Raw genomic sequence first — 25457 nt, 5'->3', positions numbered from 1 at the left:
TCCCCACTGAATTATTTATCGACCACACTGGCCAGTTGCGCGGCTTCTGCTTCCGGCTCGCGGAACGCCACCGCCAGTCCGCTCTCGTAGCGCAGGTCCACCCGCTCCACTTCGCTCCAGCGCGCCGCCAGCTCGCGGTGGTAGACCGTTGCAAACCGCTCGAGGCGATCGGCAAAATCCACGTTACCCAGAGCCAGTCGTGTGCCGCTATCAAGCTCGGCGCTCAGATGCCCGCGATCGTCGAGTGACAGGGCGTGCAGCACCAGCCCCATCGGTTGCAGCAGGTCACCCAGCTGCTGGTAGTTGACGATCAGCTCGCGCGCTGAGCCCGGCGGGCCCTCGAGTCGCGGCAGCGAGTCTTCACCTGTCACGCTGGCAGACTGGAATACCTCACCCTCGTGATTCAAAAAGCCCCCCTGCCCCCAACGGGCGATGGGCAACTGCTCCTGCACACTGATCTCCAGGGTGCTGGGCCAGCGCCGGCGCACACTGACCCGATAGATCCAGGGCAGGTCCTGCAGCCGGGCGCGTACCTCGTCCAGGTTCGCGCTCAGGAACCCGCCCACCAGAGCGGGCTGGACCATGTCCTGCACCACCTCGGTCTGGGTGCGGTGCAGCGAACCGGTCACCGCGATGCGCTGCACCGGTATCTCCTGCAGGGCAATCCATCCACGCAGGCCGACCACACACACCACACCGGTGGCGAGCAGGACCAGCAGGCGGTTGACCCAGCCGTCGAGCAGGCGCAGGCCCGGCTGCACGCGCGGACGCGGCGCACGCGCGGGCCGCCGGCGTGTCGCCCCTGCTGAACTGCGGCGCCGTGTGGTCGCTGCCTTGCGCGGCTCAACCATGCGCACGGCCCTCCCAGCTCAATTCGACAATGCGCTGTACCAGCGCTTCGATGGACATGCCCACCGCGCGCGCGGCCATCGGCACCAGGCTGTGCGAGGTCATGCCGGGAATGGTGTTGACTTCCAACACATAGAACCGCCCATCGCTGTCGCGCATCAGATCCACGCGGCCCCACACAGAGCAGCCGAGGCTGCGGAACGCCGCCAGCGCCAGAGCGCCCGCTTCTGCTTCATCCGCGGCGCTCAGGCCACTGGGACAGTGGTAGCGCGTTTCGTCCGACAGATACTTCGCCTCGTAGTCGTAGAACTCGCGATCGGTTTCCATGCGGATCGACGGCAGCGTGCTCTCACCGAGCACCGCCACGGTGTATTCGGGGCCCTGGATAAACTGCTCCGCCAGCACGGTGCCGCCAAACGCGGAGGCCTTCTGCCATGCCCCGGCGAGCGCCTCCGCAGACGCGGCCGGCGCCATGCCAACGCTGGAACCTTCACAGGCCGGCTTGACAAATACCTTGCCGAAGCGCGCTATCACCGCCTCCCAATCGCTGTGTGCGTCGAGCATCACAAAGCCGCCGGTGCTGACGCCAACACCCTGCCAGAGCAGCTTGCTGCGCTGTTTGTCCATGGCCAGCGCAGAGCCCAGGACGCCGGAGCCGGAATAGGGAATCTGTAGGGTTTCCAGCGCACCCTGGATCACACCGTCCTCACCACCCGGCCCGTGCAGGGCATTGAAGGCAAAGGTCACGTTGTCCAGCTGTGTCACCCATCCGGGCACTGCAGGGTCCACCTCGCGCACCTCACAGCCCAGTGCACGCAGGGCAGTGACAATCGTCGCACCGCTCTGCAGCGATACGTCGCGCTCGGCAGAGCGCCCACCCAGAAGCACCGCCACGGTGCCAGCACTCGCTTGCTGCCAGCTCATGCGCGCACCTCCGCCAGGTTACCCAGGGCCAGCAGGTCCTGAGCCAGCCGCGCGATGTTGCCAGCGCCCTGGGTGAGCACAACGTCACCGTCGCGAAGAATACCGCCGAGCACCTGTGCCACTTCCTCAATACTTTCCACAAACACCGGTTCTACCTGCCCGCGCTGGCGGATACTGCGGGTCAGGCTGCGGCTGTCTGCGCCGGAGATGGGCTCTTCGCCCGCCGGGTAGACGTCCAGCAACAACAGCGCATCACAGCGCGAGAGCACCGCGACAAAATCCTCATACAGGTCGCGCGTACGCGAATAGCGGTGCGGCTGGTAAACCATGACCACGCGACGCTCTGGCCAGGCCTGGCGCGCGGACTCCAGCGTGGCGCGCACTTCCGTGGGGTGATGGCCATAATCATCCACCAGCAGCACGCTGCCCTGCGCAATCTGCAGGTCGCCGAGCACACTGAAGCGGCGCCCAACGCCGGCAAAGCCTGCCAGCCCGCGCTGGATGGCCGCATCATCCACGCCTTCATCACAGGCCACAGCGATCGCTGCGGTTGCGTTCTGCACATTGTGCTCGCCGGGCATATTCAGCTGCACTGGCAGCGGCGGCAAATCACCGGGACGCAACACGGTAAACTCAGTCGTCAGGCCCAGCTTGCGCACGTTGGTAATGCGGTAGTCTGCCGCGTCGTCAAAACCATAGGTCAGGAACTGGCGCGACAGATCCGGCAGCATCCCGGCGACCACGGGGTCGTCGATGCACATGACTGCCAGGCCGTAGAAAGGCAGGTTGTGCAGGAACTCCAGGAAGGTACCGCGCAGGGTGGCAAAGTCACCGCCGTAGGTTTCCATGTGGTCGGCTTCAATATTTGTCACCACAGTGACCATGGGCTGCAGGTGCAGGAACGAGGCATCGCTTTCGTCGGCCTCTGCCACCAGGAAACGGCTCGCGCCCAGCTGGGCGTTGCTACCGGCGGAGTTCACCAGGCCACCAATGACAAAAGTCGGGTCCAGCCCCGCTTCGGCAAACACCGCGGCGATCAGGCTGGTGGTGGTGGTTTTACCGTGCGTGCCCGCCACCGCGATGCCGTGGCGATAACGCATGAGTTCCGCGAGCATCTCGGCGCGCGGCACCACCGGTACGCGAGCGCCGCGTGCGGCCACAACTTCCGGGTTGTCCGCACGCACGGCGCTGGAACTGACCACCACATCGGCATCGCGCACGTGCTCAGCAGCGTGTCCGATAAATACCTCGATACCCAGCTGCTGCAGCCGCGCAGTCACCGAACTGGGACGCAGGTCAGAGCCGGACACCTGATACCCCAGGTTAACCAGCACTTCGGCAATCCCGCTCATCCCCGTGCCGCCCACACCGATCATGTGGATCCTGCGGATACGACGCATTTCGGGTACCGCATAGGCGCTGCGTTCAGTCATGGCGAATCAGCTCCTCACACAGGTCGGCGACTTGCGCCGTCGCGTGCGGCTGTGCAGCGGCCGAGGCCGCTGCCGCCATCGCCGCGAGACGCCTGGGATTGGTGATGTAGCCAGCCAGCGTAGCGGCGACTTCCTTGGCGGAGAGCTCTGCCTGGCGCAGCATCAGCGCCGCGCCGCGATCGGACAGCGCACGCGCATTGGCAGTCTGGTGGTCGTCGATGGCATGAGGCAGTGGAATCAGCAGCGAGGGGCGCCCCATGATCGCGAGCTCGGCCACGGTCAGTGCCCCGGCACGGCAGATCACCACATCAGCCCAGGCATAAGCTGCCGCCATATCTTCAATAAAGGCGCTGACTTCGATGCGCTCGTCGAGTTGCACACCATAGTCGGCGCGCAGGGTCTCCACGTGCGCCTGCCCGGACTGGTGCCACACCCGCACGGCGTCTTCACCCAGGCGCTTGCGCACATGCCGCAACACTTCGGGCATCAGGTTATTCAGCGGCTGCGCACCCAGACTGCCACCCAGCACCAGCACCTGCAGCGGACGCTGCCCGTGGTAATCCCACAACTGTTCGTTTGCCGCTTGCAACAGCGCCCCACGCACCGGGTTACCCACCACGGCCACCGCCCGCTCACGCGGGAAGGCCGCGGGGAAACCGGCAGCCACCCGGCTGGCCAGCGGTGCGAGCAGGCGGTTGGTGGTGCCGGCCACAGCATTCTGCTCGTGAATCAACAGGGGTTTGCGCAACAGCCAGGCAGCCAGCCCCGCGGGCCCCGCCACATAGCCGCCCATGCCCACAACGCAGGCCGGCGCAAGCCGCCACACCAGATACACCGCCCGCAGGCAGGACCAGAGCAGCAGAATGGCGCCGAGTGCCGTTGCCGCGACATTCTTGCCGCGCACACCGCGCACAGGCAGCAGGTGCAACGGATAGCCCGCCGCTGGCACAACCCGCGCCTCAAGTCCGCGCGCCGTGCCCGTCCAGGCGATCCGGTAGCCGCGCTCGCGCAGGGTGTCGGCCACGGCGAGCGCCGGATACACATGACCTCCGGTACCACCGGCCATGATCAACACGAGAGGAGCCTCACTCATGAGCGACCTCCTCTGCCGGCGGCGCGGGGCGCTGCTGCGGGCAACTCATTGCCGACGCGCAGAACCAGCGCCAGCATGCAGCAGCAGATAATGAGGCTGGTGCCGCCATAACTGACAAACGGCAGGGTGAGGCCCTTGGTGGGCAGCAACCCGGCGCTCATGCCCATGTTCACGAAAGCCTGACCGGAAAACACCAGAGCCACGCCGTAGCACACATAGGCGCCAAACAGCTGGCCCGCGGCCTCCGCCTGTCGCGCAATCCACAGGATGCGGGCAATGAGTGCCGTAAACAGCAGAATGACGGCGAGAGCTCCCACGAAACCGGTTTCCTCGGCCCAGATGGAAAACACAAAGTCCGTGTGCGCTTCCGGCAGATAAAACAGTTTCTGCACACTGTTACCCAAGCCGACACCCAGCCATTCACCGCGCCCAAAGGCGATCAGGGACTGAATAAGCTGAAAACCGCTGCCATACGGGTCCGCCCACGGGTCCGTGAACGAGGTCAACCGCTGCATACGATAGGGCGCGGCAAAGACCAGAGCACCGACCACTACCGGGCTCAGCAGCACAATCGACAGGAAATGCGTGATTTTCATCCCGGCGAGAAACAACATGCCAAACGATGTCGCCACCACAATGACCGTGGCGCCGAAATCCGGCTCGGCAAGCAGCAGCAACGCCACCAGCGCGAGGACACCCATGGGCTTGAAGAAGCCACTCCACTGCTCACGCACCTCACGCGCCTGGCGCACCAGGTACCCCGCCATGTAGATCACGACCGTAAGCTTGGCGAACTCGGATGGCTGAAAGGTAAACGGGCCCAGCGGCAACCAGCGCTGTGCTCCCTTCACTTCCTTGCCGATGCCGGGCAGCAGTACCAGCACCAGAAACGCCAGCCCGACCAGCAGCCACATCCAGCCTGTTCGCAGCCAGAAACTGGATGGAAAACGGTAGACCACGGTCGCGGCCAACACTGCAATCACAATGTAAACGAGGTGGCGTCGGGTCAATTGCCAGGCGTCCTGATAGTGCCAGTCCGCGTATTCCACCGACGCCGAACCAATCGCCACAAGGCCAACCAGCAACAGTGACAGTGCCAGCAGTGACAGGGTCGGGTCCAGCGCGAGGGTCACGGGTTGTGCGAGCCTCATGCCTCACCTCCCCGGTCCAGGCCCTTTGCTGCGGCCGCAAACGCGTCTCCGCGGGCCGGATAGCCGCTGAACATATCGAAGCTGGCACAGGCGGGCGAAAGCAAGACCACATCACCCGGCGCGGCACAGTCAGAAGCCAGACGCACGGCATCTGCCATATCCTGCGCTCGCTGTACCGGCAGCAGATCACCCACGGCGCGCGCGATTTCATCGGCCGCCTCACCGATCAGGATCAATGCCTTGGCGGTTGACTGCAGCGCCTGCCGCAGGGGCCGGAAGTCCTGACCCTTGCCCACACCGCCCGCGATCAGCACCACCTGGGCGCCCTCGCCAAAGCCGCGCAGCGCCGCCGCGGTCGCGCCCACATTGGTACCCTTGGAGTCATTCACGAAGCGCACCCCGGCGCGCTCTGCCACCAACTGGCACCGATGTGGCAGCCCCCCGAAGGAACGCGCTGCCGACAGCATCGCGGGCATGGGCAAACCGGCGGCGTGGCCCAGCGCAAGCGCGGCGAGGACGTTGGCGACGTTGTGGCGACCCGGCATACCCAGCTCGTTCACCGCCAACAGGGCATCGAAGCCCAGGCACAACATCTCTTGCCCGTCCATTACGCGCAAACCAAAGCCGTGCAGCTCGGGCTCTTTCATGCGCCAGCTGGAGACTGCCGTCTCCGCGCCAACCAGCGGCAGCGTCAGCGGGTCATCGCGATTGACAACGGCGTGTGCGCAACCGCGGAAAATACGGTGCTTGGCCTGGTGGTAGTGCTGCAGACTGCCGTGACGATCCAGGTGATCTGCCGACACATTGAGCACCGTGGCGACGGCGAGCCCAAGGCTGCCCGCTCGTTCCAGCTGGAAGCTGGACAGCTCCAGCACGTAGAGCTCGCGCTCCGCTGCGAGCAGATCCAGGGCCGGCACACCGAGGTTACCGCCCACGCCCACGTTAAGGCCTGCCTCTGCAGCCATAACGCCAAGCAGTGCCGTCACGGTGGATTTGGCGTTGGAGCCGGTGATGCCCACCACGGGCGCACTGGCTGCGCGCATGAACAGGTCGATATCGCCACTTACCTGCGCGCCAGCCGCGAGCGCGCGCGTTACCACCGGGTGATCCAGAGCGATGCCGGGGCTGACCACCCAGGCGCCACCCTGCTCTACCACCGCGTCGGGGATCGCACCGGCAAACACGGGCACCTCGGGCATTTCGCGCTGCAGCACAGCCAGCTCGGGCGGATTGTCACGGGTATCAATCACCACGAAACGCCGACCGTTGCGGTGCAGAAAGCGCGCACAGGACAAGCCTGTAGCGCCGAGGCCGAAAACCACCTCGTCGCCGCTGCTTGCTATAAGCCCCTGTGTCATTGCTCCGCTCTCTCCTTGCCTAGCGCAGTTTCAACGTCGCCAGCCCGAACAGGACCAGCATGACTGTGATAATCCAGAACCGAACGATGACCCGCGGTTCCGGCCAGCCCTTGAGTTCAAAGTGGTGGTGTATGGGCGCCATGCGAAAAATCCGCCGGCCGGTCAACTTGAACGACGCCACCTGCAGAATCACGGAGACTGTCTCCAGCACGAAGATGCCGCCCATGATGAAGAACACGATTTCGTGGCGGGTGATAACAGCGACGGTACCCAACGCCGCACCCAGTGCCAGGGCACCCACATCACCCATGAACACCTGTGCGGGATAGGTGTTGAACCAGAGAAAGCCCAGGCCGGAACCGGCGATGGCACCGCAGAATACGGCCAGCTCACCGCTACCTGCGACATAGGGAATATGCAGGTAGTCGGCGAAGTTCACGTTGCCGGTGAGGTAGGCAATGATCCCCAGCGCTGACCCCACCATCACAGTGGGCAGAATCGCCAGACCATCCAGCCCATCAGTCAGGTTGACCGCGTTGCTCGCCCCCACAATGACGAAATAGGTGAGCAGGATGAACAGCGGGCCCATACTCCAGGCAAAGTCCTTGAAGAAGGGGATGTACAGCTCGGTGGTCACCGGAGTATCGAAAGCAAGATAGAGATAGAGGGCCGCCGCAAGGCCGGCCAGCGATTGCCAGAAATATTTCCAGCGCGCGGGCAGGCCGCGTGAATCACGCGCGACCACCTTGCGGTAGTCGTCTACCCAGCCAACCGCACCGAATACCGCGGTTACGCCCAGCGCCACCCAGATATACGGATTGCGCAGATCCGACCACAGCAGGCTGCTGATACCGATGGCGATCAGAATGAGGGCACCGCCCATGGTCGGGGTGCCGGATTTACTGAGGTGTGACTGCGGCCCGTCACTGCGCACGGACTGCCCGACCTGATAGAAATTGAGCCGCCGGATCATGGCGGGGCCCACCAACAGGGAAATAGCCAGCGCTGTGCCGGCCGCAAGAATGCTGCGCAGCGTGAGGTACTGGAAGACCTGGAAGCCGCCGGCAAAGTGGGTCAGGTATTCGGCCAGAAATAACAGCATGTCAGTTCCCCGTCTCGCGCAAGGTAGCCAGCAGGTGCTCCATGGCAACGCCGCGAGAACCCTTGATCAGTACTGTATCTTCGGCACCGAGGTCCGCGCGCAGCGCCGCAGCCACCTCGTCGCAATCGGCAAACCATTCACCACCGAACTTCTCCACCGCACCCCGCAGATCAGACCCCACGGCATACCGCCGCTCGATACCCCGTTCTCTGGCATAGGCCCAGACGTCTCGATGCAGCTGCTCGCTGCCTTCCCCCAGTTCCAGCATCGCACCGAGCACCAGCGTGCGGCGTCCGGGACAACCGGCGAGCACATCGATGGCCGCGCGTACGGAGCCCGGGTTCGCGTTGTAGGTATCGTCGATCAATACCGAACCACCCAGGCCGGGCACCCGTGTGCCGCGCCCGGCCGTGGGCTCGACACTGGCGAGCGCCGCGGTGATATCGGCAAGACTGAGCTCACAGGCCAGGCCCACGGCGACGGCAGCGAGCGCGTTGGACACGTTGTGCCGACCGGGCAGCTGCAGGCGCACCGGTGCTTCTCCAGACGGCGTTGTGACGACAAACGTCATGCCCGCCGCACCACGTGGCTGTATGCTGTGCGCACTGATGGCAGCGGCCTGCTCCAGGCCATAGTCGAGCACCGTGGCGCCTGCGGCGCGGCTGCGCCAGCGCGCCGCCCAGGGCTGATCCGCGTTGACAACCGCGACACCCGCACCTTCCAGGCCCGTGTAGATTTCACCCTTGGCGGACGCGACACCCTCCAGGCTACCGAAGCCCTCAAGGTGGGCAGGCATGGCATTGAGCAACACGGCGATGTTCGGACGCGCCAGTTCGCACAACCAGGCCACATCACCCTCGCGACAGGCGCCCATCTCGATAACCGCAAAAGCGTGCTCAGGGGTCAGGCGCAACAGCGTCAAAGGCACGCCGATTTCGTTGTTGAGGTTGCCCTCGGTTGCCAATACCGGGCCGCGGCGCGACAACACGGCAGCAATCAGGTTCTTGGCGGTTGTTTTACCGGCACTGCCGGTAATCGCCACCACCGGTGACTTGAACAATCCGCGGTTGAACGCACCCAAGTGGCCCAATGCGCGCTGTGTGTCAGTCACCTGCAACAGCGCCAGCGGCGTATCCAGGTCACGACCGACCACAGCGGCGACAGCGCCGGCACTCGCAACGTTTGCCAGAAAGTCGTGGCCATCAAAATGCTCGCCCTGAAGCGCAACGAACAAATCGCCCGCTGCCACCTTGCGGCTATCGGTGGTGACACCGCTTACTGTAAGGTCGCCGCCGCGCAGACGCGCCTGCAAGGGCTCGCACAACTCACCGAGATGGAAGTCGCGCATCATGACGCTGCCCTCCGCTGCAGGGCGCCTGCCGCGCAGTCCACATCGCTGAACGCACAGCGTTGATCACCGATGATCTGGTAGGTTTCGTGCCCTTTGCCGGCGATCAGCACGCAATCGCCCGGCTGCGCCTGATCGATGGCCAGGTTGATGGCTGCCGCCCGATCCGTCTCCACAAGCGCCACCCCCTGGCAGCCCCGCTGGATTTCGTCGAGGATCGCCTGCGGATCTTCGCTGCGCGGGTTATCGGAGGTCAGGACCACGGCATCCGCCGCCGCACAGGCCACGCGCCCCATAACCGCACGCTTGGCCGGATCGCGGTCGCCGCCACAGCCGAACACCACCAGCAAACGACCCGCAACCTGCGGCCGCAGGGCCTGCAGCGCCTTCTCCAGCGCGTCGGGCGTATGCGCATAGTCCACGACCACCTGTACACCCAGGGTGTTCGCCACGCTCTGCATGCGTCCCGGCACGGGCTGCAGGCTCGCTACCGCTGCCAGCACCGACGGCAGGTCGCCGCCGAGCAACACCGCGCAGCTGAGCGCTGCCAGCGCGTTGGACAGGTTGAAGTCACCGGGCAGGGGCAGCGACAGGGTCGCCTCGCCCCAGGGGGTTTGCAGTTGGGCGCGGGCGCCACCGGGGAAAAACTCCACTTCCACGACACGCACATCTGCCGGCTCACCGCGACTGGAAAAAGTCAGCGACTCGACGTCAGCCGGCAGGGCAGCGAGCATCTGCGCGCTGTAGGGATCATCGGCATTGACCACCGCAAAGCGCAGGCCACGCTGGGAAAAAAGCTGCTGCTTGCTGCGCGCGTAGGCCGCCATGTTGCCGTGGTAATCGAGATGGTCGTGCGAGAGATTGGTAAACACGGCAACGTCAAACTGCATACCCTGCACGCGCCCCTGGTCCAGCGCGTGGGATGACACCTCCATGCATACGGCATCCACCCCCTGGTCACGCCAGGCTGCGAGCTGCTGCTGCAGCGCGACAGCATCCGGCGTGGTGTTGCGGGCTTCTGTTGCGCTGTCATCCAGCACGGCGCCCAGCGTACCGATAACGCCACACCGGTAGCCGGTGGCGCGCAGCAACTGCGCCAGCAACCGGCTGGTGGTGGTTTTGCCGTTAGTGCCGGTCACCCCCACCGTGATCATCGCCGCGCTGGGATCGCCATACAGGCGAGCGGCGATTTCACCTGCCGCCTGCGCCAGCTCCGCCTGCTCCAGCAACGGTACATGCAGTGCATCGACAAAGCCGGCTACCGGTGGCTCCGCCACGACGGCGACGGCACCCTGCGCCACTGCCTGCTCGATAAACTGGCGGCCATCATGTGACGCGCCAGGCAAGGCCAGGAACAGATCGCCGGGACCTACGCGGCGGCTGTCCAGCTGCACACCAGTCACCTGAACGTCTGCCCAGGCCGCGGCCCGGGCACCGAGCAGATCAGACAGCGGCATGCGTGGCTGAGAGGCTGCGAGTGCGCTCATCCCGACACCCCCGCGCCCTGCGCCGCGAGTACCAGCGCGGCGTCGTGCTCGTCTGGCGGCAGATTCAGCAAACGCAATGTGCCCTGCGCGACCCGCGAGAACACCGGGGCGGCCACTGCGCCACCGCCGGTCGCTTCACCCTGGGGTTCATTGATCACCACCACGGTGACAAAACGTGGGTCGGCAATCGGCGCGATGCCAGCAAAGAAAGCGATATGCTTGTTGTCCTGGTAGCCGCCGGGGCCCACCTTGCGCACGGTGCCGGTTTTACCGCCCACCGCGTAACCGGGCACCTGGGCGCGCCGTGCGGTGCCGTGTTCTTCGGTCACCCGCTGCAGCACTTTGCGCACTTCGCGTGCGATATCGGCTTCCACCACGCGTATTCCCACGGGCGCCGTTTCATTCGCCGCAAGCAGGGACACCGGCGGCATCACCCCGTCATTGGCGAACGATGCGTAGGCGTGCGCGAGCTGCAGTGGTGTCGCGGTAAGGCCGTAGCCAAAGGCCAGGGTCACTTTTTCGATATCGCTCCAGCGGCGCCGGTTGGGCAACTGGCCGGCACTTTCGCCCGGGAAACCCGTGCCCAGTGCAGCACCGAAACCGAAACGGCGGAACACGTCCTGTATCGGCTCATGGCCAATGTCGAGGGCGATCTTGGTCACACCCACCTGGCTGGACTTCTCGATCACGCGCGAAACGGAAATCTCGCCGTAGTTCCGGGGATCCGGTAACGTCTTGCGACCCACGCGGATACGTCCCGGCGAGGTATCAATCATGCTTTCGGTGGAATAGCGGCCGCTCTCCAGCGCTGCAACCAGCGTGAAGGTTTTCATGGTAGAGCCCGGCTCGAACATGTCGGTCACCGCACGGTTGCGGGTCTGATCGGGGCTGATGCCGCGGCGGCCATTGGGGTTGTACACCGGGTGATTGACCATGGCCAGCACTTCGCCGGTATGGCTGTCGAGGGTGACGATGCTGCCGGAGGCGGCGCCGGTGAGCGCCATGGCGCGTTGCAGCTCTTGGTGATGCAGGTACTGCAGGCGCAGGTCGATGCTCAGCCGCAGGTCCTTGCCGGACCGTGCGGGTTCGAGCACACCGATGTCGCGCACAACATCACCGCGCAGGTCCTTGATGTACTGCTTCTTGCCGGGCGTGCCCTTGAGCCAGTCGTCGTACGCCAATTCCAGCCCGGCGATGCCGCGCCCATCGAGATTGGTGAAGCCCACCAGATGGCCCGCCACTTCTCCCGCCGGGTAATAGCGCTGGTATTCACGGCGCCCGGATACGCCGGGCAGTTTGAGTGCAAGGACTTCACGTGCGGCTGCCGGCACCATATGGCGGCGCAGATACATGAACGAACGGCCCGTGAAGCGGTCCAGGCGTGCCTGCAGGTCCGCAAGGGGCATGTCCAGCGCTGTGGCCAGCGGCGAGAGATCTTCTACTGCGGTGAGCAAGCGGGGATCGGCCACCAGCGAAATCACGGGGGTACTCACGGCGAGGGGCTCACCGCGACGGTCTGCAATCACGCCCCGGTAGGCGGGAATTTCCGCGTTGCGCATGGCACGACTCTCGCCCTGGTCCTGCAGGAAACTGCGGCCATGCTCGACATCCAGAACCTGCAGCGACAGCACGCGCCCCACCAGCAATGCGAGCATGGCCAGCAATGCGATAGCCACCAGGTAAAAGCGCCAGGGCGCTACGGCAGCAAGACGCGACCGACTCATGGACGCACCACCTTGAGGCTTTCCAGCACCGGCGCCTGCATCTGCAACTCGCGAGTGGCCACGCGCTCAACACGATAGTGCGATGCCCAGGTGCTCTGCTCCAGCAGCAGACGCCCGTAATCTTCCTGCAGGTACCACTGATCCGCCTCCAGCTGCTGCAAGACGGCATAGAGCTGACGGCAGCCATGTGAGCTGTGAATAACACCAAACGCAGAACCCAGCACCAGCGTCAGCAGGGCGCCAAGCAGCGCAAGGGATTGCAGGCTGATGCTGCGCTCCGGGGCGATTGCCGGGGATGTGGTGCGGCCAGCCATCAGCTGATCTTCTCGGCGACGCGCATGATGGCACTGCGCGCACGCGGGTTTGCAGCGACTTCGTCGGCGCTCGCGCGCACCGCTTTGCCGACCAGTCGCATATGCCGGTTGAGCGCGCTGTCGCGCACCGGCACACCGGCGGGCAGCGCATCACCACGTGCCATATCGCGCATGTAACGCTTCACCAGCCGGTCTTCCAGGGAATGAAAGCTGATCACGACCAGCCGGCCTCCCACCTTGAGCAAGCCCAGTGCCTGCGCCAGCAGCTCAACCAGGTCATCCAGCTCGCGGTTGATATAGATTCGAATACCCTGGAATGCCCGCGTCGCCGGATGCTTGTGCTTCTCCCAACGCGGGTTGGCCTCACTGACAATCTTCGCCAGGCGACCTGTGGTCACAATAGGTGCCTCGGCGCGCGCTGCAACGATGGCACCGGCGATCCGGCGTGCAAAGCGCTCCTCGCCGAACTCTTTCAATACCGCGGCGATATCCTGCTGCGCCGCTCGCCCCAGCCACTGCGCTGCGGTCTCGCCGCTGCTGGTGTCCATACGCATATCCAGCGGACCATCGTGCTGGAAACTGAAACCGCGCTCGCTGTTGTCGAGTTGCGGGCTGGAGACCCCGAGGTCGAGCAGGATGCCGTCGACAGCCTCGATATCACGCGAGCGCAGCTGGGCAGGCAACGCCGCAAAAGAGCCATGAAAGAAACTGAAGCGTGCGTCTGCAGCGCTGAGTTCGGACGCCACCAGTGCGGCTGCCGGATCCTTGTCGACACCCAGCAGCCGGCCATTGGGCGCCAGCTGTTGCAGCAGGGCGCGGCTGTGACCACCACGACCGAACGTGCCATCGACATAGATACCATCGCTTGTCGTCACCAGAGCATCCACCGCCTCTCGTAACAAAACTGTTTGATGCATGTCGCTCACCTACAGTGGGAGAGACACGAGTTCGTCGGGCAACTCCGCTTCGGGACCGGACTCCAGCAGCGCCTGTTCGCACTCTGCCAGCCACAGCTCCTCCGCCCACAACTCCATCTTGTTGCCCTGCCCCACCAGCACCAGCCTCTTGTCCAGATGCGCGTAATCACGCAGCGGCTGAGGCAGCAGGCAGCGGCCGTTACTGTCCATCTCGATGTCAGTGGCGTAGCCCAGCACCAGGCGCTGGAAGCGCTTGACCGCCTGCTTCAGGGCGGGCAGGGCCTGTATGTGCTTTTCGATGCGCTCCCAGTCGGGCAGCGGATAGATGACGAGGCATTTCGCCTGCGTGTCGATGGTCACCACGATCTGGCCGTCACAGAGGGCACGCAACGGCTCGCGCTGGCGCGCTGGCATGGCCAGTCGCCCCTTGGCGTCCATATTGATGTGCTGTACCCCGCGAAACACGCCAGTTTCCCCCGCTTATCCGGCCCTTAAAAACCACAAAAAACCAGATATATCCACTTCTTCCCACTTTTCGACACTATAGGGGCGCAGCAATTGGAGTGTCAAGCGAGCCAGTCGCGAAAAACGTTTTAATTTCAGCTAATTAGCGCTGATTGACGGATGATTCTTCAGCTTCTGAGAGGGTACGTGAAAACAAAAAATACGTTAAAACAGACCGCTAACATCGTATATTAAGGATTCACTTTAAGTTAAAGGTTATTTTCTTCTGCCAGCAGCCACGTTTTAGTAGAAAAAAACATAAGCGGCAACGTGGGGCGCAAGCAACGCGGCGGCAAATGGTGCCGCCGCGTTGGCAAGGGGATAAGTGAGTCGGTCGATAAGCCGGGTTCTGTCGTGGACGATCATTCATCTGCGACCGGCGTCGCCGCCGGCCTGTAGCGACCTACCCGAATCCACTGCGGGCCGCAGCATACGGATTCCTATTTGGTCTTGCTCCGAGTGGGGTTTACCATCGCCACGCCTGTTGCCAGCCGCGCGGTGCGCTCTTACCGCACCTTTTCACCCTTACCCGACTCGCGCCGGGCGGTATCCTTTCTGTTGCACTTTCCGTAGGCTCGCGCCCCCCAGGCGTTACCTGGCACCCTGCCCTGTGGAGCCCGGACTTTCCTCCCCTGGCCGAAACCAGAAGCGATCGCCTGACCGACTCGGCGGCAAGCCTACCCGCTGCGCGGCCGCCGGGCAACACAAACTTCCCTGGCGCGAAGGGTGCGTGGGGAGCGCCGGGGTTGTGGTCAGCCCTTTTGCCCCAGCAGATAGTCGTACAGCGCCTTCTTGCGCAGCCCGGTGAGATCGGCAACCACAGCGGAAGCGCGCTTGGCGGGCAACTCTTCAGCCAGTCGCAGCAGCATACGGGTGACATCGGGCGTGAGCGCCTCATCGCGCCCGCGCTGGCCGCTAACAGCGAGCACAATCTCGCCACGCTGCTGGTTGCTGTCGGCTGCCACGAAACCCGCCAGGTCAACCAGGGGCGCCCGCTTCAGCGTTTCGAAGGTTTTGCTCAACTCCCGCGCCAACAGCGCCTCGCGCTGGTCACCAAAAGCCGTCACCATGTCCTGCAGGGTCTCTGCTACCCGGTGCGGTGCCTCATAGAACACCAGAGTGGCCGATTCCGCCGCCAGGTCCTGCAGGCGGCGCGCACGGGCGCCCGCCTTGGCGGGCAGAAAGCCCTCAAACAGGAAGCGGTCAGTGGGCAGGCCAGAGGCGCTGAGCGCGGCGATCGCGGCACAGGGTCCGGGCAGTGGAATCACTCGGTGACCGGCGTCCTGCGCGTCGCGCACCAGGCGATAACCGGGGTCGGAGATCAGTGGTGTGCCGGCATCCGACACCAGCGCCACCACCCCACCAGCGGCGATGCACTCCAATATGCGCGCCTGCGCCCGCTCGCCGCTGTGCTCATGGTAAGCCAACAGCGTCGCCGTGATGGAAAAATGCTGCAGCAGGCGCGCGGTGTGCCGCGTATCCTCTGCTGCGACAATATCCGCCGCAGTAAGTACCGCCAGGGCACGCGAGGTTATATCTCCCAGGTTGCCGATTGGCGTGGCAACAACATATAGTCCGGACTCCACTGATCACCCCTGGCCCTGTATCATTTACCTGGCATGGACCTCACCGCTGGTGGCTGCGGTCCCGTTGCAGCCGGAAGGATAGCATGACGCGTACAATGACCCAGACCACCGCGGGCGGCAAAGCAGCAGCGGCGGCCATTCTGCTGCTGGCCCTGGCCACTGGCTGCACCACCGCGCCCCCTGAGCCGGTCGCGCCCGGCGCACAGGAAGCGGTGCCAGAGGCTCCAGCGGAGCCCTCGCCCACGTTGCTCCCGCCCATGCCCACAAGCCGCTGGGACACGACCTTCGAGCAGACCCGCGCCGCTCTGCGGGCGCGCGACTGGATGACTGCCGAGCAGACCCTGGCAAGCCTTCCAGAGGACCTGGACGCGGCTGACCGCAGCCGACGGGACTTCCTGCTTGCTCGTGCGGCATTTTTGCGCGGCGACCTCGAGCGCACAGACGCCCTGCTCACCGCCGGGCCAGAGGAAGACGTTCCCGCGGCACTGCGCCTGGAGCAGGCCGAGTTCACCCGGGAGATTGCACAGCTCGCCGGGGACTGGCTAACAAGCGCACGGATTGGGGCAGGGATACTGACGCAGCAACCCGCCGATGCAGGTCTGCGCCGCGCTATCTGGCGCGACCTCAACCGCAGCAGCGAGGCCGCTATGGCAACAGCCCTCGCCGACGCGCCCGACGCTGACTGGCGCGGTTGGCTGGAACTGGCGTTACGGGACCGGCGCGCCGAAAACCCGCAATCTCTGCAGGAAGCGCTGTTAGAGTGGCGCAACCAACACCCCTCTCACCCCGCTGCCATGCAGCTGCCGGGAGGCCTTGAGTATATTGCCCGGGGCGTGCGCGCACCGCGGAAGGTGGCACTGCTGTTGCCACTCAGTGGGCGCCTGGCGCCTGCCGCACGAGCGGTGCAGGACGGCTACCTGGCCCATTACTTTGCCGCCCGGGCGCGCGGGGAGACCCCCTATACGCTCGACGTCATCGATACCACCGCCCATGAATCCGCTGCCGCCGCGTACGGCCAGGCAATTGCCGACGGTGCGGAGATCGTCGTAGGACCACTGAGCAAGGAAGCGGTCGCTGAGCTGGGGCAGATACCCGAACGCCCCGTACCCATCCTGGCCCTGAACCGCACCGACAGTGACGCCCTGCAAAGTGGCAGCGCACTGGTGCAGCTGTCGCTGGCACCCGAGGATGATGCACAACGCATCGCCGAACTGGCCTACGGTTCCGGTGCGCGGAAGGCACTGCTGCTGCGCCCCGCCGGCGAGCGCGGCGCGCGGCTCGAGGACGTCCTGCAGGAACGCTGGCAGGCACTGGGGGGCCAGACTGTCAGCACCGCGAGCTACGCCAGTGCCGAGGCCTACTCTGACAACATCAAGAATGCGCTCAACCTCAACGCCAGCGAACAGCGTGCCAGCGACATCCGCAGTATGCTGGCCACCAACATCGAATTCACCCCGCGCCGGCGACAGGATATCGATGTCATCTTCCTGCTTGCGGATTCCCCGGTTGAGGCGCGCTCCCTCAAGCCCCTGCTGGCATTTCACTATGCGGGTACAGTCCCCGTGTACGCCACATCCAGCGCCTACAGCGGAGTTCCCGACCCGAAAGATCGCGACCTGAACGGCCTGCGTCTCGCCGAGATACCCTGGCTGCTCGGCAGCAACCCGGGGCTGCGGGTTGCCATTGCCGCCGGCGACACCGGAAGCGACAGTCTCGCCCGCCTCAACGCACTGGGGGCGGATGCGTGGCTGGTGCAGTCCCGCTTCGCCCAGCTGCAGGCCGGCGCCGATGCCCTGCTGCGAGGGGACACGGGGCTGCTGCGACTGGACCCCAGCCTGCGCTTGCAGCGTGAGCCTGTATTGGCGGTATTTGATGGCAGCGACCTGGCCCAGCCGTGACCTATACTGCCACCGAGGCAGGGAGGCTTCGGTATGCAGAGCCCGGGAGACTGGTATGAGGACGCGGCAGCACGCTGGCTCTGTGCGCGGGGATGGCAGGTGGTGCAGCGCAACTTTCGCTGCAAACTGGGGGAAATCGACATTATCGCCTTCGACGGCGAGTGCCTCGTGTTCGTGGAAGTACGCGCGCGCAGCAACCCACGCTTCAGCTCCGCCGCCGCATCGGTGGACAGGCGAAAACAGCGCAAACTGCTGCGTGCCGCCCGCGTATTCCTGCAACACAACGCGCACTGGCAAGCCAGGCCCTGTCGATTTGACGTGCTTGCCTTCAACCCGCGACAATCCCTGCCTGAACCGGCGCCGCAGTGGATTCGCAGCGCTTTCAGTGCCTGACTCCCCAGCGACGGACATAGTGCATGGATGATGACTACGGGCTGATCGCCGATACCGTGCAGGACACCATCAGCACGCTGGCGATGGCGGTAGATGAGCTGGCCGACCCCATTCAGCGGGCCGCCGCCAGTATGGTGGCGACGCTATTGCGGGAGGGCAAGGTGATGGCTTGCGGCAATGGTGTGGATGCGGGCTTGAGTCAACTGCTTTGCAGCAGCCTGCTAGCCGGGCTCGAACGCGACCGACCTTCCCTCCCCGCCATGGCCTTGTCAGCAGATGGCGCCAGCCTCACCGGTATCGCGCACGAACACGGCCTCGATGAGATCTGGGCGTGCCAGGTGCGAGCGCTGGGGCAACCGGGTGACACGCTGGTTTGCTTCAGCAGCGCCACCGCCGCCGGCAGCCTGTTGCGGGCAATCGAAGCGGCACGTGAACGCAACGTTGCCGTTGTCGTGCTGTCCAACGCACAAGACGCAGCGCTCAGCCAGCTTTTGGCGGGCACGGATATCGCCGTTGCCTGCACCGCCACCCGGCGCCCGCGGGTGATAGAATTGCACACGGTGATCATTCACTTGCTTTGTGAACTGATTGATCGCAGCCTGTTCGGCAACTACAACGGAAACTGATCATGAAACAACTTGCACCGCTCCTCACCCTTCTCGGCAGCCTGCTTCTCACCGGCTGCGGCAGCATGCTGGCGACCGTTGAGGCCGAGTCCATCGAGGATCAACCCGACGAGCGCACCATGGCACAGCGACTTGAGGACGAGAGCATCGAAATCAAGGCCATCGTCAACATCCACGCCGCGAATACCGCGTTCGACGACGCCCACCTGATCGCCGTGAGCTACAACGGTTTCGTGCTGCTTGCCGGGCAGGTGGGCACCGCTGACCTGAAAACCCAGGCGGCCGATGAAGTGCGTAAAATACGCGGTGTACGGCGCATCTACAACGAAATCGATGTGAAGGCACCCACAGGAGCTCTGGTGCGCACCAGTGACGCGTGGATCACCACGAAAATCAAGTCCTGGCTGCTGACCAACATGGATACACCCGGCATGCGCACCAAGGTGGTCACCGAAAACAGCGTGGTATATCTGATGGGGCTGGTATCGAAAGAAGAGGCGCGCAGAATAGCGGATGTAGCCGCCTCGGTCTCTGGCGTAACCCGCGTGGTGCAGTTGTTCGAAACCATTCCGTAAGCGCGGCGCACAGGCGCCGCGCCAGGCTACGTCACTACTTGACGATCTTCAGTGACGGCCGACCTTCCGGTTTCGACGTGGCGCCCGCCCCATCATCTCCAGAGGGGTCATCGGGCGGCTCGGGTGACTCTTCCGCCTCAAAGACCATTCCCTGGCCATTCTCACGGGCATAAATCCCGATCACCGCACCCACCGGCAGCAGGATATCGGTGGGTGTGCCGCCGAACCGGCCATTGAAACTGATCCACTCATTGCCGATCAGCAGCTCAATCACCGCGCTCGGGCTCACATTGAGCACGATTTGACCGTCCTTCACATACTGAGAAGGTACTTCAACACCCGGCCGTCTGGCATCGACCAGCAGGTAGGGCGTACAGTCATTGTCGACAATCCACTCGTACAACGCCCGCATGATGTACGGGCGGCTGGGTGTCATTGTCGCGGTGTCGTCACTCATGCGCTGGGTTTACCCTTCGTCGTTTCCCCTAGGGGCGCATCTCACGTTCCTGCTCGGAGAGGCTCTCCTGGAACGATTCACGGCCAAACAGCGCATCCATATACGACAGCAGCGGCTTGGTCTGCTTGCCCGGGCGCACATCGATGCCCAAGGAGGGCAGGCGCCAGAGGATGGGGGCCAGGCAACAGTCCACAAGCGTGAACTCCTCGCTCATGAAGAATGGCTTTTCCGCAAAGATAGGTGCAATACCCACCAGACCGTCGCGCAATTCCTTGGTCGCCTTGCTGACCACGTTGTCGCTGCGGGAATGCTGAATGGAATCCACCAGCGAGCACCAGTCCTTCTCGATACGATGGATATACAGGCGACTCTCCGCGCGCGCGACCGGGTAAACCGGCAGCAGGGGTGGATGCGGGAACCGCTCGTCCAGATACTCCATCATCACCTTGGACTCGTAGAGCACGAGATCCCGATCAACCAGCGTCGGCAGTGAGTTATAGGGGTTCAAGTCAGCCAGCTCCGCGGGAGGGTGGGCGCTATCCGACTCGATCATGTCGACCGTCACGCCCTTCTCGGCGAGTACGATACGCACACGGTGGCTGTATTGGCTGGCACTGTCAGAGAAGAAGGTCATGGAAGACCGTTTCGCCACCACACCCAGTGCGTTGTCATCAGCTCGTTTCATAGTGCAATCCAGAACGTGGGGGAGACCGGCAAAATGCCGGTCCCGGGGGCATATCAGTGAACGTCTTTCCAGTACTCGCGGTTCAGCAACCAGGCGAAGACGAAGAACAGCAGGATGAACAACAACACGTACACGCCAATGCGCTGCCGATCCGCCGCGCTCGGTTCTGCCGTGTAGGCGAGGAAGTTCACCAGATCGTACATGGCGCTGTCGAACTCTTCGGGCGACATGGAGCCCTCCTGCACCAGATTGAACTGACCGCAGGGTTCCTCCAGCAGGGGTTCACCCGTCAAGGGGTCGCGCCGCACGCCGCCGTTGTTGGCTTTGCCCGGCCCCATGGCACACGCCTGCAGACCCTGCAGCTCCAGCAGCACGTGGGGCATGCCGACATCCTTGAAGACCTTGTTGTTCACCCCGTATGGACGGCTCTCATCCAGGTAGAAGGTGCGCAGGTAGGTGTACAGCCATTCCGGCTGACGGGCACGGGATACCAGCGTCAGATCCGGTGGGGTGGCGCCAAACCAGGTCTTCGCCAGGCGGTCATCCATCGCATTTTCCATCAGCGACCCGATGCGAACATCAGGGTCGAAGATCAGGTTGTCGCTGAACAGGTCCTCGGGAATGCCGAGGTCCTCTGCGGTACGCTTGTAGCGAGCATACCCAAGTGAATGGCAGGCCATACAGTAGTTCATGTACAGCTTCGCGCCATTCTGCAGCGACGGCTGGTCGTGAGGATTGACGCTGATGTCGTCGCAGGGCATCGAGCCGCAGTTGTATTCACCGCCGGCACCTACAGCCTTCAGCGGCAGAATGGTCAGCGCAAGAATCAGCGCCAGCCCGGCAAGGCTACCCCAGAAACCGATACCGCCGTCCATGGTGACACGCTCAGGTACGGGCTTGGTCTTGTCCAGCGTGGACCAGATCGGCATCAGCAGGAAGAAGGCGAAGTAGAACACCGAGCAGATCTGCGCCAGCAGGGTACGCTCGGGTGTTGGCGACTTGACGCCCAGCACACCGAGGACCAGGAAGCTGGCCACGAACAAAACCAGCATGACCTTGTTCAGCGTGCCACGATAACGCCAGGACTTGACCGGGCTGCGATCCAGCCACGGCAACAGGAACGGAATCGCGACCGAAGCGGCAAAGGCAATAAAGCCCCAGAACTTGTCCGGCACCGCGCGCAGCACCGAGTAAAAGGGCGTGAAATACCATACGGGCGCAATGTGATCCGGCGTCTTCAGCGCGTTGGCTTCTTCGAAGTTCGCGTACTCGAGGAAGAACCCGCCCATTTCCGGCATGAAGAACATCACCGCACAGAAGATAAACAGGAACACACCTATGGCCTGCAGGTCGTGCACCGTGTAGTAAGGGTGGAAGGCTACGCCGTCCAGCGGCACGCCATCGGGCCCTTTGTTCTTCTTGATGTCGACCCCATCCGGGTTGTTCGAGCCCACTTCATGCAGCGCCAGCAAGTGCAGCACCACCAGGGCGAGCAACACGATCGGCAGCGCAACCACGTGCAGGGCGAAGAAGCGGTTCAGGGTCACGCCGGAAATCAGGTAGTCGCCACGAATCCAGGTCACCAGGTCCTCACCGACCACCGGAATGGCGCCGAACAGCGAAATGATCACCTGCGCGCCCCAGTAGGACATCTGGCCCCAGGGCAATACGTAGCCGACGAAGGCCTCGGCCATCAACACGACAAAAATCAGCATGCCGAAGATCCAGATCAGCTCGCGCGGCTTCTTGTAAGAGCCGTAAATAAGTGCCCGGAACATGTGCAGGTAGACCACCACAAAGAAAGCGGAGGCACCCGTGGAGTGCATATAGCGCAGAATCCAGCCGTAGTCGACATCACGCATGATGTATTCGACCGAGGCAAAGGCCTGTTCGGCGCTGGGGGTATAGTTCATGGTGAGCCAGATACCGGTCAGCAGCTGGTTAACCAGAACCAGCAGTGACAGCACACCAAAGTAATACCAGAGATTGAAGTTCTTGGGCGCGTAGTACTGTCCCATGTGGGTGTTCCAGGCACGCATGATGGGCAGGCGTTCGTCGACCCAATCCCGAAGTCCTACAAGCATATTGATCATCAGGCTGCCTCCGCGTCCACGCCAATTACCAGAACCGACTCGGTCTCATAGGAGTACGGCGGCACCACCAGGTTGGTGGACGCCGGGACGCCGGCGTAGACGCGCCCGGACAAATCGAACTTGGAACCGTGGCAGGGGCAGAAAAAGCCACCCAGCCACTCGTCGCCGCCCAGATCGGCGGCGCCGACCTCGGGTCGATATTTGGGCGCGCACCCCAGGTGCGTGCACAGCCCTTCGGCAACAAAGATCTCCGGGCGCAGGGCGCGCGCCGGACCATCGATATAGGCCGGTTGCGTTGATATCGAGGAATCCGGATCTTTCAGCTCACCGGTCAGTTTGTCGAGATCGGCCAGCATGGCCGCGGTGCGATGGACCACGTAAACCGGCTTGCCCCGCCACTCCACAACGACCATCTGGCCGGGTTCCAGCTTGCTGATGTCCGCCTTCACGGGCGCACCTGCGGCCTTCGCCTTGGCCGAGGGATTCCACGACCCGACGAACGGCACCGCGATTCCCACTGCGCCGGCAACGCCAACCACACTCGTCGCGGCGGTCAGGAAACGTCTCCTGCCGGTGTTCACGCCATCGCTACTCATGCTCTTCACTCCTGATTACCGGGCCGCCCGCTTGCGCTGGCAGACTCGGAAGACGACTTCGCAAAAAATGCTGCAAATAGTAATGATTTTGCCCGTTGCTGGCAACACAAAGCCCCGGAAAGCGCGTGGCCTTTGCCAGCAAGCTACTGTTTTTTCAGCACAAAAAAACGCCCGGCCTGAATACCAAACCGGACGTTTTCGAAACAAGGCAGCCGGCCCAATTGGCCAACCGCACGCTCAGCGCTTGGAGTACTGCGGACGCTTGCGCGCCTTGCGCAAACCCACTTTCTTACGCTCCACCTCACGCGCATCACGCGTGACGTAGCCGGCACGACGCAGTGTGCCGCGCAGCGCTTCATCGTAATCCATCAGGGCGCGGGTGATACCGTGGCGAATAGCGCCGGCCTGACCAAAGCTGCCGCCGCCCTCGACGGTCACATTGACGTCAAACTTGTCGGACAACTCCACCAGCTCAAGCGGCTGGCGCACAATCATGCGCGCCACTTCGCGACCAAAATACTGGTCGAGCGGACGCTTGTTGACCGTGATGTTACCGCCGCCGGTCTGGATGAATACGCGCGCCGTGGAGGTCTTGCGGCGGCCGGTTCCGTAATACTGGGTTGCTGACATAAGAGAGTTATCCGTTAGATGTTCAATGCTTGCGGCTGCTGGGCGGTGTGCGGATGCTCTGCGCCCGCGTAAACCTTGAGCTTCTTGAACATGGCCCGACCCAGCGGATTGCGGGGCAGCATGCCCTTCACCGCGGTCTGCAAAACACGCTCAGGCGCCTTGTCGATGAGCTTCTCGAACGAGATGGACTTGATACCACCGATAAAGCCTGTGTGGTGGTGGTACATCTTGTCCGTGGCCTTGGCTCCGGTCACGTGGATCTTTTCCGCGTTGATGACGACGATATAGTCGCCGGTATCAACGTGCGGTGTGTACTCAGCCTTGTGCTTGCCGCGCAAACGGTGGGCAATTTCGCTGGCCAGACGCCCGAGGGTCTTGCCTGATGCATCGACGACAAACCAGTCGTGGCGCACGTCTTCGGCTTTGGCACTGAAAGTTTTCATTAATAAACGCCTCTTGGAGGGCTCCAATTTCGAGAGCGCGAATACTACTGCTTCGCACCCGGCTTTTCAAGCACCGCTGAAAATATTCTGTCGCCGGACAGATTCACTCGCGCTCAGGGACGGTGCTCCCTGGCGAGATAATCGTGAGACTGCATTTCCTGCAAACGGGACACGGTTCGCTGGAACTCGAACCGCAGGCGGTGGCCATCATACAGGTCCATCAGCTGCCTGTCAGCAGCCATCACCAGCTTTACGTTGCGATCGTAGAATTCGTCGACCAGGTTGATAAAGCGGCGTGCGGCATCATCGTTGCCGGCACCCAGGGCCGGCACACCGGACAAGACCACCGCATGGAATTCCCGGGCGAGCTCGATGTAGTCATTCTGTGAGCGCGGCCCGCCACAGAGCTCAGCAAAATCGAACCACACCACATCATCGGCGAGACAGCGGGTGCGAATGGCGCGCCCGTTGATTTGCAGGCTTTCTCCCTCCGTGGCGGCATGCGGTGCCAGCCGCTCGAAGCTCTCGCGCAGGCTGACGTCCGCCTCCGCATCCAGCGGGTAATGGTAGAGCTCGGCCTTCTCCAGGGTGCGCAGGCGATAATCCACTCCCGCGTCCACATTCAGCACCAGGGTATGCTGCTCAATCAGCGCTATTGCCGGCAGAAAGCGCTGCCGCTGCAGGCCGTTTTCATACAGGCGGGCAGGCTCGATATTGGAGGTCGCAACCAGGGTGACGCCGCGCGCGAACAAGGCCTCCATCAGGCCGCCGAGGATCATCGCGTCGGCAATATCGGTGACAAAGAACTCGTCGAAACAGACCACTTTGGCCTCCGCCGCGAGCCGGTCCGCCACGCGCTGCAGCGGGTTCTTCTCCCCCGACAGCTGTTTGAGCTCCGCGTGCACCCGCTGCATGAAGCGATGGAAATGCACACGCAATTTGCCTTCTGCGGGCAGGCAGTCGAAGAAAGTGTCCATCAAATAGGTTTTTCCGCGGCCCACGCCGCCCCACATATACAGGCCACGCTCGGGCTGCGGGCGTTCACGACGCAGCCGCCGCCACCACCCGCCGCCGCGTGCCTCGCGCGCGAGCAGACGCTCGAACAGATCCTGCAAATGACGCACAGCGGTCTCCTGGGCAGGATCACGGGAAAACCCCGGCTGCTGTAAATCCGCCTGATAACGCCCCCAGGGCGACTGTTGCGCTGTATTCACGCCGGACTCCGGCCTCCCGCTGAAGGTAAAACTGGCGGCACACTCTATCCATGCCTC

The 25457-nt window shown here is 63.5% G+C and carries 25 protein-coding genes and 1 other RNA gene; 4 read left to right on the top strand and 22 right to left on the bottom strand.

Annotated elements, in window-relative coordinates; genetic code table 11:
* Nucleotides 1-11 precede the first annotated feature (11 nt).
* From G533_RS0115315 to rsmI, 15 genes are all read right to left on the bottom strand, one after another.
* A complete protein-coding gene (locus G533_RS0115315) occupies nt 12-851 on the bottom strand; it encodes a cell division protein FtsQ/DivIB (RefSeq protein ID WP_051230437.1) in 840 nt (279 codons plus the stop codon).
* Complete coding sequence (locus G533_RS0115310; RefSeq protein WP_027950721.1) at nt 844-1773, bottom strand: D-alanine--D-alanine ligase; 930 nt, start codon at nt 1771-1773, stop codon at nt 844-846. The genes G533_RS0115315 and G533_RS0115310 overlap by 8 nt, the downstream gene beginning before the upstream one ends.
* Entirely contained in the window at nt 1770-3206 is a 1437-nt protein-coding gene (gene murC / locus G533_RS0115305) for a UDP-N-acetylmuramate--L-alanine ligase (protein ID WP_027950720.1), read from the bottom strand. The genes G533_RS0115310 and murC overlap by 4 nt, the downstream gene beginning before the upstream one ends.
* A complete protein-coding gene (gene murG / locus G533_RS0115300) occupies nt 3199-4299 on the bottom strand; it encodes an undecaprenyldiphospho-muramoylpentapeptide beta-N-acetylglucosaminyltransferase (protein ID WP_027950719.1) in 1101 nt (366 codons plus the stop codon). The genes murC and murG overlap by 8 nt, the downstream gene beginning before the upstream one ends.
* Complete coding sequence (gene ftsW, locus G533_RS22250) at nt 4296-5450, bottom strand: putative lipid II flippase FtsW (RefSeq protein ID WP_051230435.1); 1155 nt, start codon at nt 5448-5450, stop codon at nt 4296-4298. Before ftsW ends, murG begins: the two co-directional genes overlap by 4 nt.
* The gene (gene murD, locus G533_RS0115290; protein ID WP_027950718.1) at nt 5447-6808 is read right to left on the bottom strand and encodes a UDP-N-acetylmuramoyl-L-alanine--D-glutamate ligase; all 1362 of its coding nucleotides are present in this window, start codon (nt 6806-6808) and stop codon (nt 5447-5449) included. Before murD ends, ftsW begins: the two co-directional genes overlap by 4 nt.
* A gap of 19 nt (nt 6809-6827) precedes the next feature.
* Entirely contained in the window at nt 6828-7910 is a 1083-nt protein-coding gene (mraY, locus tag G533_RS0115285; protein WP_027950717.1) for a phospho-N-acetylmuramoyl-pentapeptide-transferase, read from the bottom strand.
* 1 nt (nt 7911) lies between these two features.
* On the bottom strand, nt 7912-9261 hold the full coding sequence (locus tag G533_RS0115280; RefSeq protein WP_027950716.1) for a UDP-N-acetylmuramoyl-tripeptide--D-alanyl-D-alanine ligase: 1350 nt from the start codon (nt 9259-9261) through the stop codon (nt 7912-7914).
* Nucleotides 9258-10745: a UDP-N-acetylmuramoyl-L-alanyl-D-glutamate--2,6-diaminopimelate ligase gene (locus G533_RS0115275; protein WP_051230432.1), complete on the bottom strand. Its 1488-nt coding sequence runs from the start codon at nt 10743-10745 to the stop codon at nt 9258-9260. Before G533_RS0115275 ends, G533_RS0115280 begins: the two co-directional genes overlap by 4 nt.
* Nucleotides 10742-12469 carry a peptidoglycan D,D-transpeptidase FtsI family protein gene (locus G533_RS0115270; protein WP_027950714.1) on the bottom strand — a complete coding sequence of 576 codons (1728 nt, stop codon included), beginning with the start codon at nt 12467-12469 and terminating at the stop codon, nt 10742-10744. Before G533_RS0115270 ends, G533_RS0115275 begins: the two co-directional genes overlap by 4 nt.
* Nucleotides 12466-12783: a cell division protein FtsL gene (gene ftsL, locus G533_RS0115265; RefSeq protein ID WP_084639039.1), complete on the bottom strand. Its 318-nt coding sequence runs from the start codon at nt 12781-12783 to the stop codon at nt 12466-12468. The genes G533_RS0115270 and ftsL overlap by 4 nt, the downstream gene beginning before the upstream one ends.
* Nucleotides 12783-13700: a 16S rRNA (cytosine(1402)-N(4))-methyltransferase RsmH gene (gene rsmH, locus G533_RS0115260; protein WP_035528445.1), complete on the bottom strand. Its 918-nt coding sequence runs from the start codon at nt 13698-13700 to the stop codon at nt 12783-12785. The genes ftsL and rsmH overlap by 1 nt, the downstream gene beginning before the upstream one ends.
* Before the next feature lie 9 nt (nt 13701-13709).
* Nucleotides 13710-14165, bottom strand: coding sequence for a division/cell wall cluster transcriptional repressor MraZ (mraZ, locus tag G533_RS0115255; protein ID WP_027950711.1), 456 nt, complete (start codon nt 14163-14165; stop codon nt 13710-13712).
* 361 nt (nt 14166-14526) lie between these two features.
* Nucleotides 14527-14872: RNase P RNA component class A (gene rnpB, locus G533_RS23630), an RNA gene on the bottom strand.
* 84 nt (nt 14873-14956) lie between these two features.
* On the bottom strand, nt 14957-15790 hold the full coding sequence (rsmI, locus tag G533_RS0115250; protein WP_027950710.1) for a 16S rRNA (cytidine(1402)-2'-O)-methyltransferase: 834 nt from the start codon (nt 15788-15790) through the stop codon (nt 14957-14959).
* A gap of 83 nt (nt 15791-15873) precedes the next feature.
* Here rsmI and G533_RS22245 point away from each other — a divergent pair, with 83 nt between their 5' ends.
* Genes G533_RS22245 through G533_RS0115230 form a run of 4 tightly spaced genes read left to right on the top strand, consistent with a single transcriptional unit; the run spans nt 15874 to nt 19282 of the window.
* Entirely contained in the window at nt 15874-17688 is a 1815-nt protein-coding gene (locus G533_RS22245) for a penicillin-binding protein activator (RefSeq protein ID WP_084639038.1), read from the top strand.
* A gap of 33 nt (nt 17689-17721) precedes the next feature.
* Nucleotides 17722-18081, top strand: coding sequence for a YraN family protein (locus G533_RS0115240; RefSeq protein WP_027950709.1), 360 nt, complete (start codon nt 17722-17724; stop codon nt 18079-18081).
* A 23-nt stretch (nt 18082-18104) separates the two neighbouring features.
* Nucleotides 18105-18707, top strand: a complete 603-nt coding sequence (locus tag G533_RS0115235) for a D-sedoheptulose-7-phosphate isomerase (RefSeq protein ID WP_051230428.1) — start codon at nt 18105-18107, stop codon at nt 18705-18707.
* A gap of 2 nt (nt 18708-18709) precedes the next feature.
* Nucleotides 18710-19282 carry a BON domain-containing protein gene (locus tag G533_RS0115230; protein WP_027950707.1) on the top strand — a complete coding sequence of 191 codons (573 nt, stop codon included), beginning with the start codon at nt 18710-18712 and terminating at the stop codon, nt 19280-19282.
* A 34-nt stretch (nt 19283-19316) separates the two neighbouring features.
* Here the strand turns inward: G533_RS0115230 and G533_RS0115225 are convergent, their stop codons facing one another.
* The 7 genes from G533_RS0115225 to zapE all read right to left on the bottom strand — a co-directional run bounded on the left by G533_RS0115225 (nt 19317) and on the right by zapE (nt 25400).
* Nucleotides 19317-19718 carry a ClpXP protease specificity-enhancing factor gene (locus G533_RS0115225; protein ID WP_027950706.1) on the bottom strand — a complete coding sequence of 134 codons (402 nt, stop codon included), beginning with the start codon at nt 19716-19718 and terminating at the stop codon, nt 19317-19319.
* A 49-nt stretch (nt 19719-19767) separates the two neighbouring features.
* Nucleotides 19768-20424: a glutathione S-transferase N-terminal domain-containing protein gene (locus G533_RS0115220; protein WP_240472455.1), complete on the bottom strand. Its 657-nt coding sequence runs from the start codon at nt 20422-20424 to the stop codon at nt 19768-19770.
* 53 nt (nt 20425-20477) lie between these two features.
* Nucleotides 20478-22517 carry a ubiquinol-cytochrome c reductase gene (locus G533_RS0115215; protein WP_027950704.1) on the bottom strand — a complete coding sequence of 680 codons (2040 nt, stop codon included), beginning with the start codon at nt 22515-22517 and terminating at the stop codon, nt 20478-20480.
* Entirely contained in the window at nt 22517-23113 is a 597-nt protein-coding gene (gene petA / locus G533_RS0115210) for a ubiquinol-cytochrome c reductase iron-sulfur subunit (RefSeq protein ID WP_027950703.1), read from the bottom strand. The genes G533_RS0115215 and petA overlap by 1 nt, the downstream gene beginning before the upstream one ends.
* A 237-nt stretch (nt 23114-23350) precedes the next feature.
* Nucleotides 23351-23743 carry a 30S ribosomal protein S9 gene (gene rpsI / locus G533_RS0115205; protein ID WP_027950702.1) on the bottom strand — a complete coding sequence of 131 codons (393 nt, stop codon included), beginning with the start codon at nt 23741-23743 and terminating at the stop codon, nt 23351-23353.
* Between the two features lie 14 nt (nt 23744-23757).
* On the bottom strand, nt 23758-24186 hold the full coding sequence (rplM, locus tag G533_RS0115200; RefSeq protein WP_027950701.1) for a 50S ribosomal protein L13: 429 nt from the start codon (nt 24184-24186) through the stop codon (nt 23758-23760).
* A 113-nt stretch (nt 24187-24299) separates the two neighbouring features.
* Entirely contained in the window at nt 24300-25400 is a 1101-nt protein-coding gene (zapE, locus tag G533_RS0115195) for a cell division protein ZapE (protein ID WP_027950700.1), read from the bottom strand.
* Nucleotides 25401-25457 lie beyond the last annotated feature (57 nt).

The sequence above is a fragment of the Haliea salexigens DSM 19537 genome (assembly GCF_000423125.1).
GTDB lineage: Bacteria > Pseudomonadota > Gammaproteobacteria > Pseudomonadales > Halieaceae > Haliea > Haliea salexigens.
Note: the sequence above shows the minus strand (reverse complement) of the source record. Positions and strands in the feature narration are given on the sequence as shown.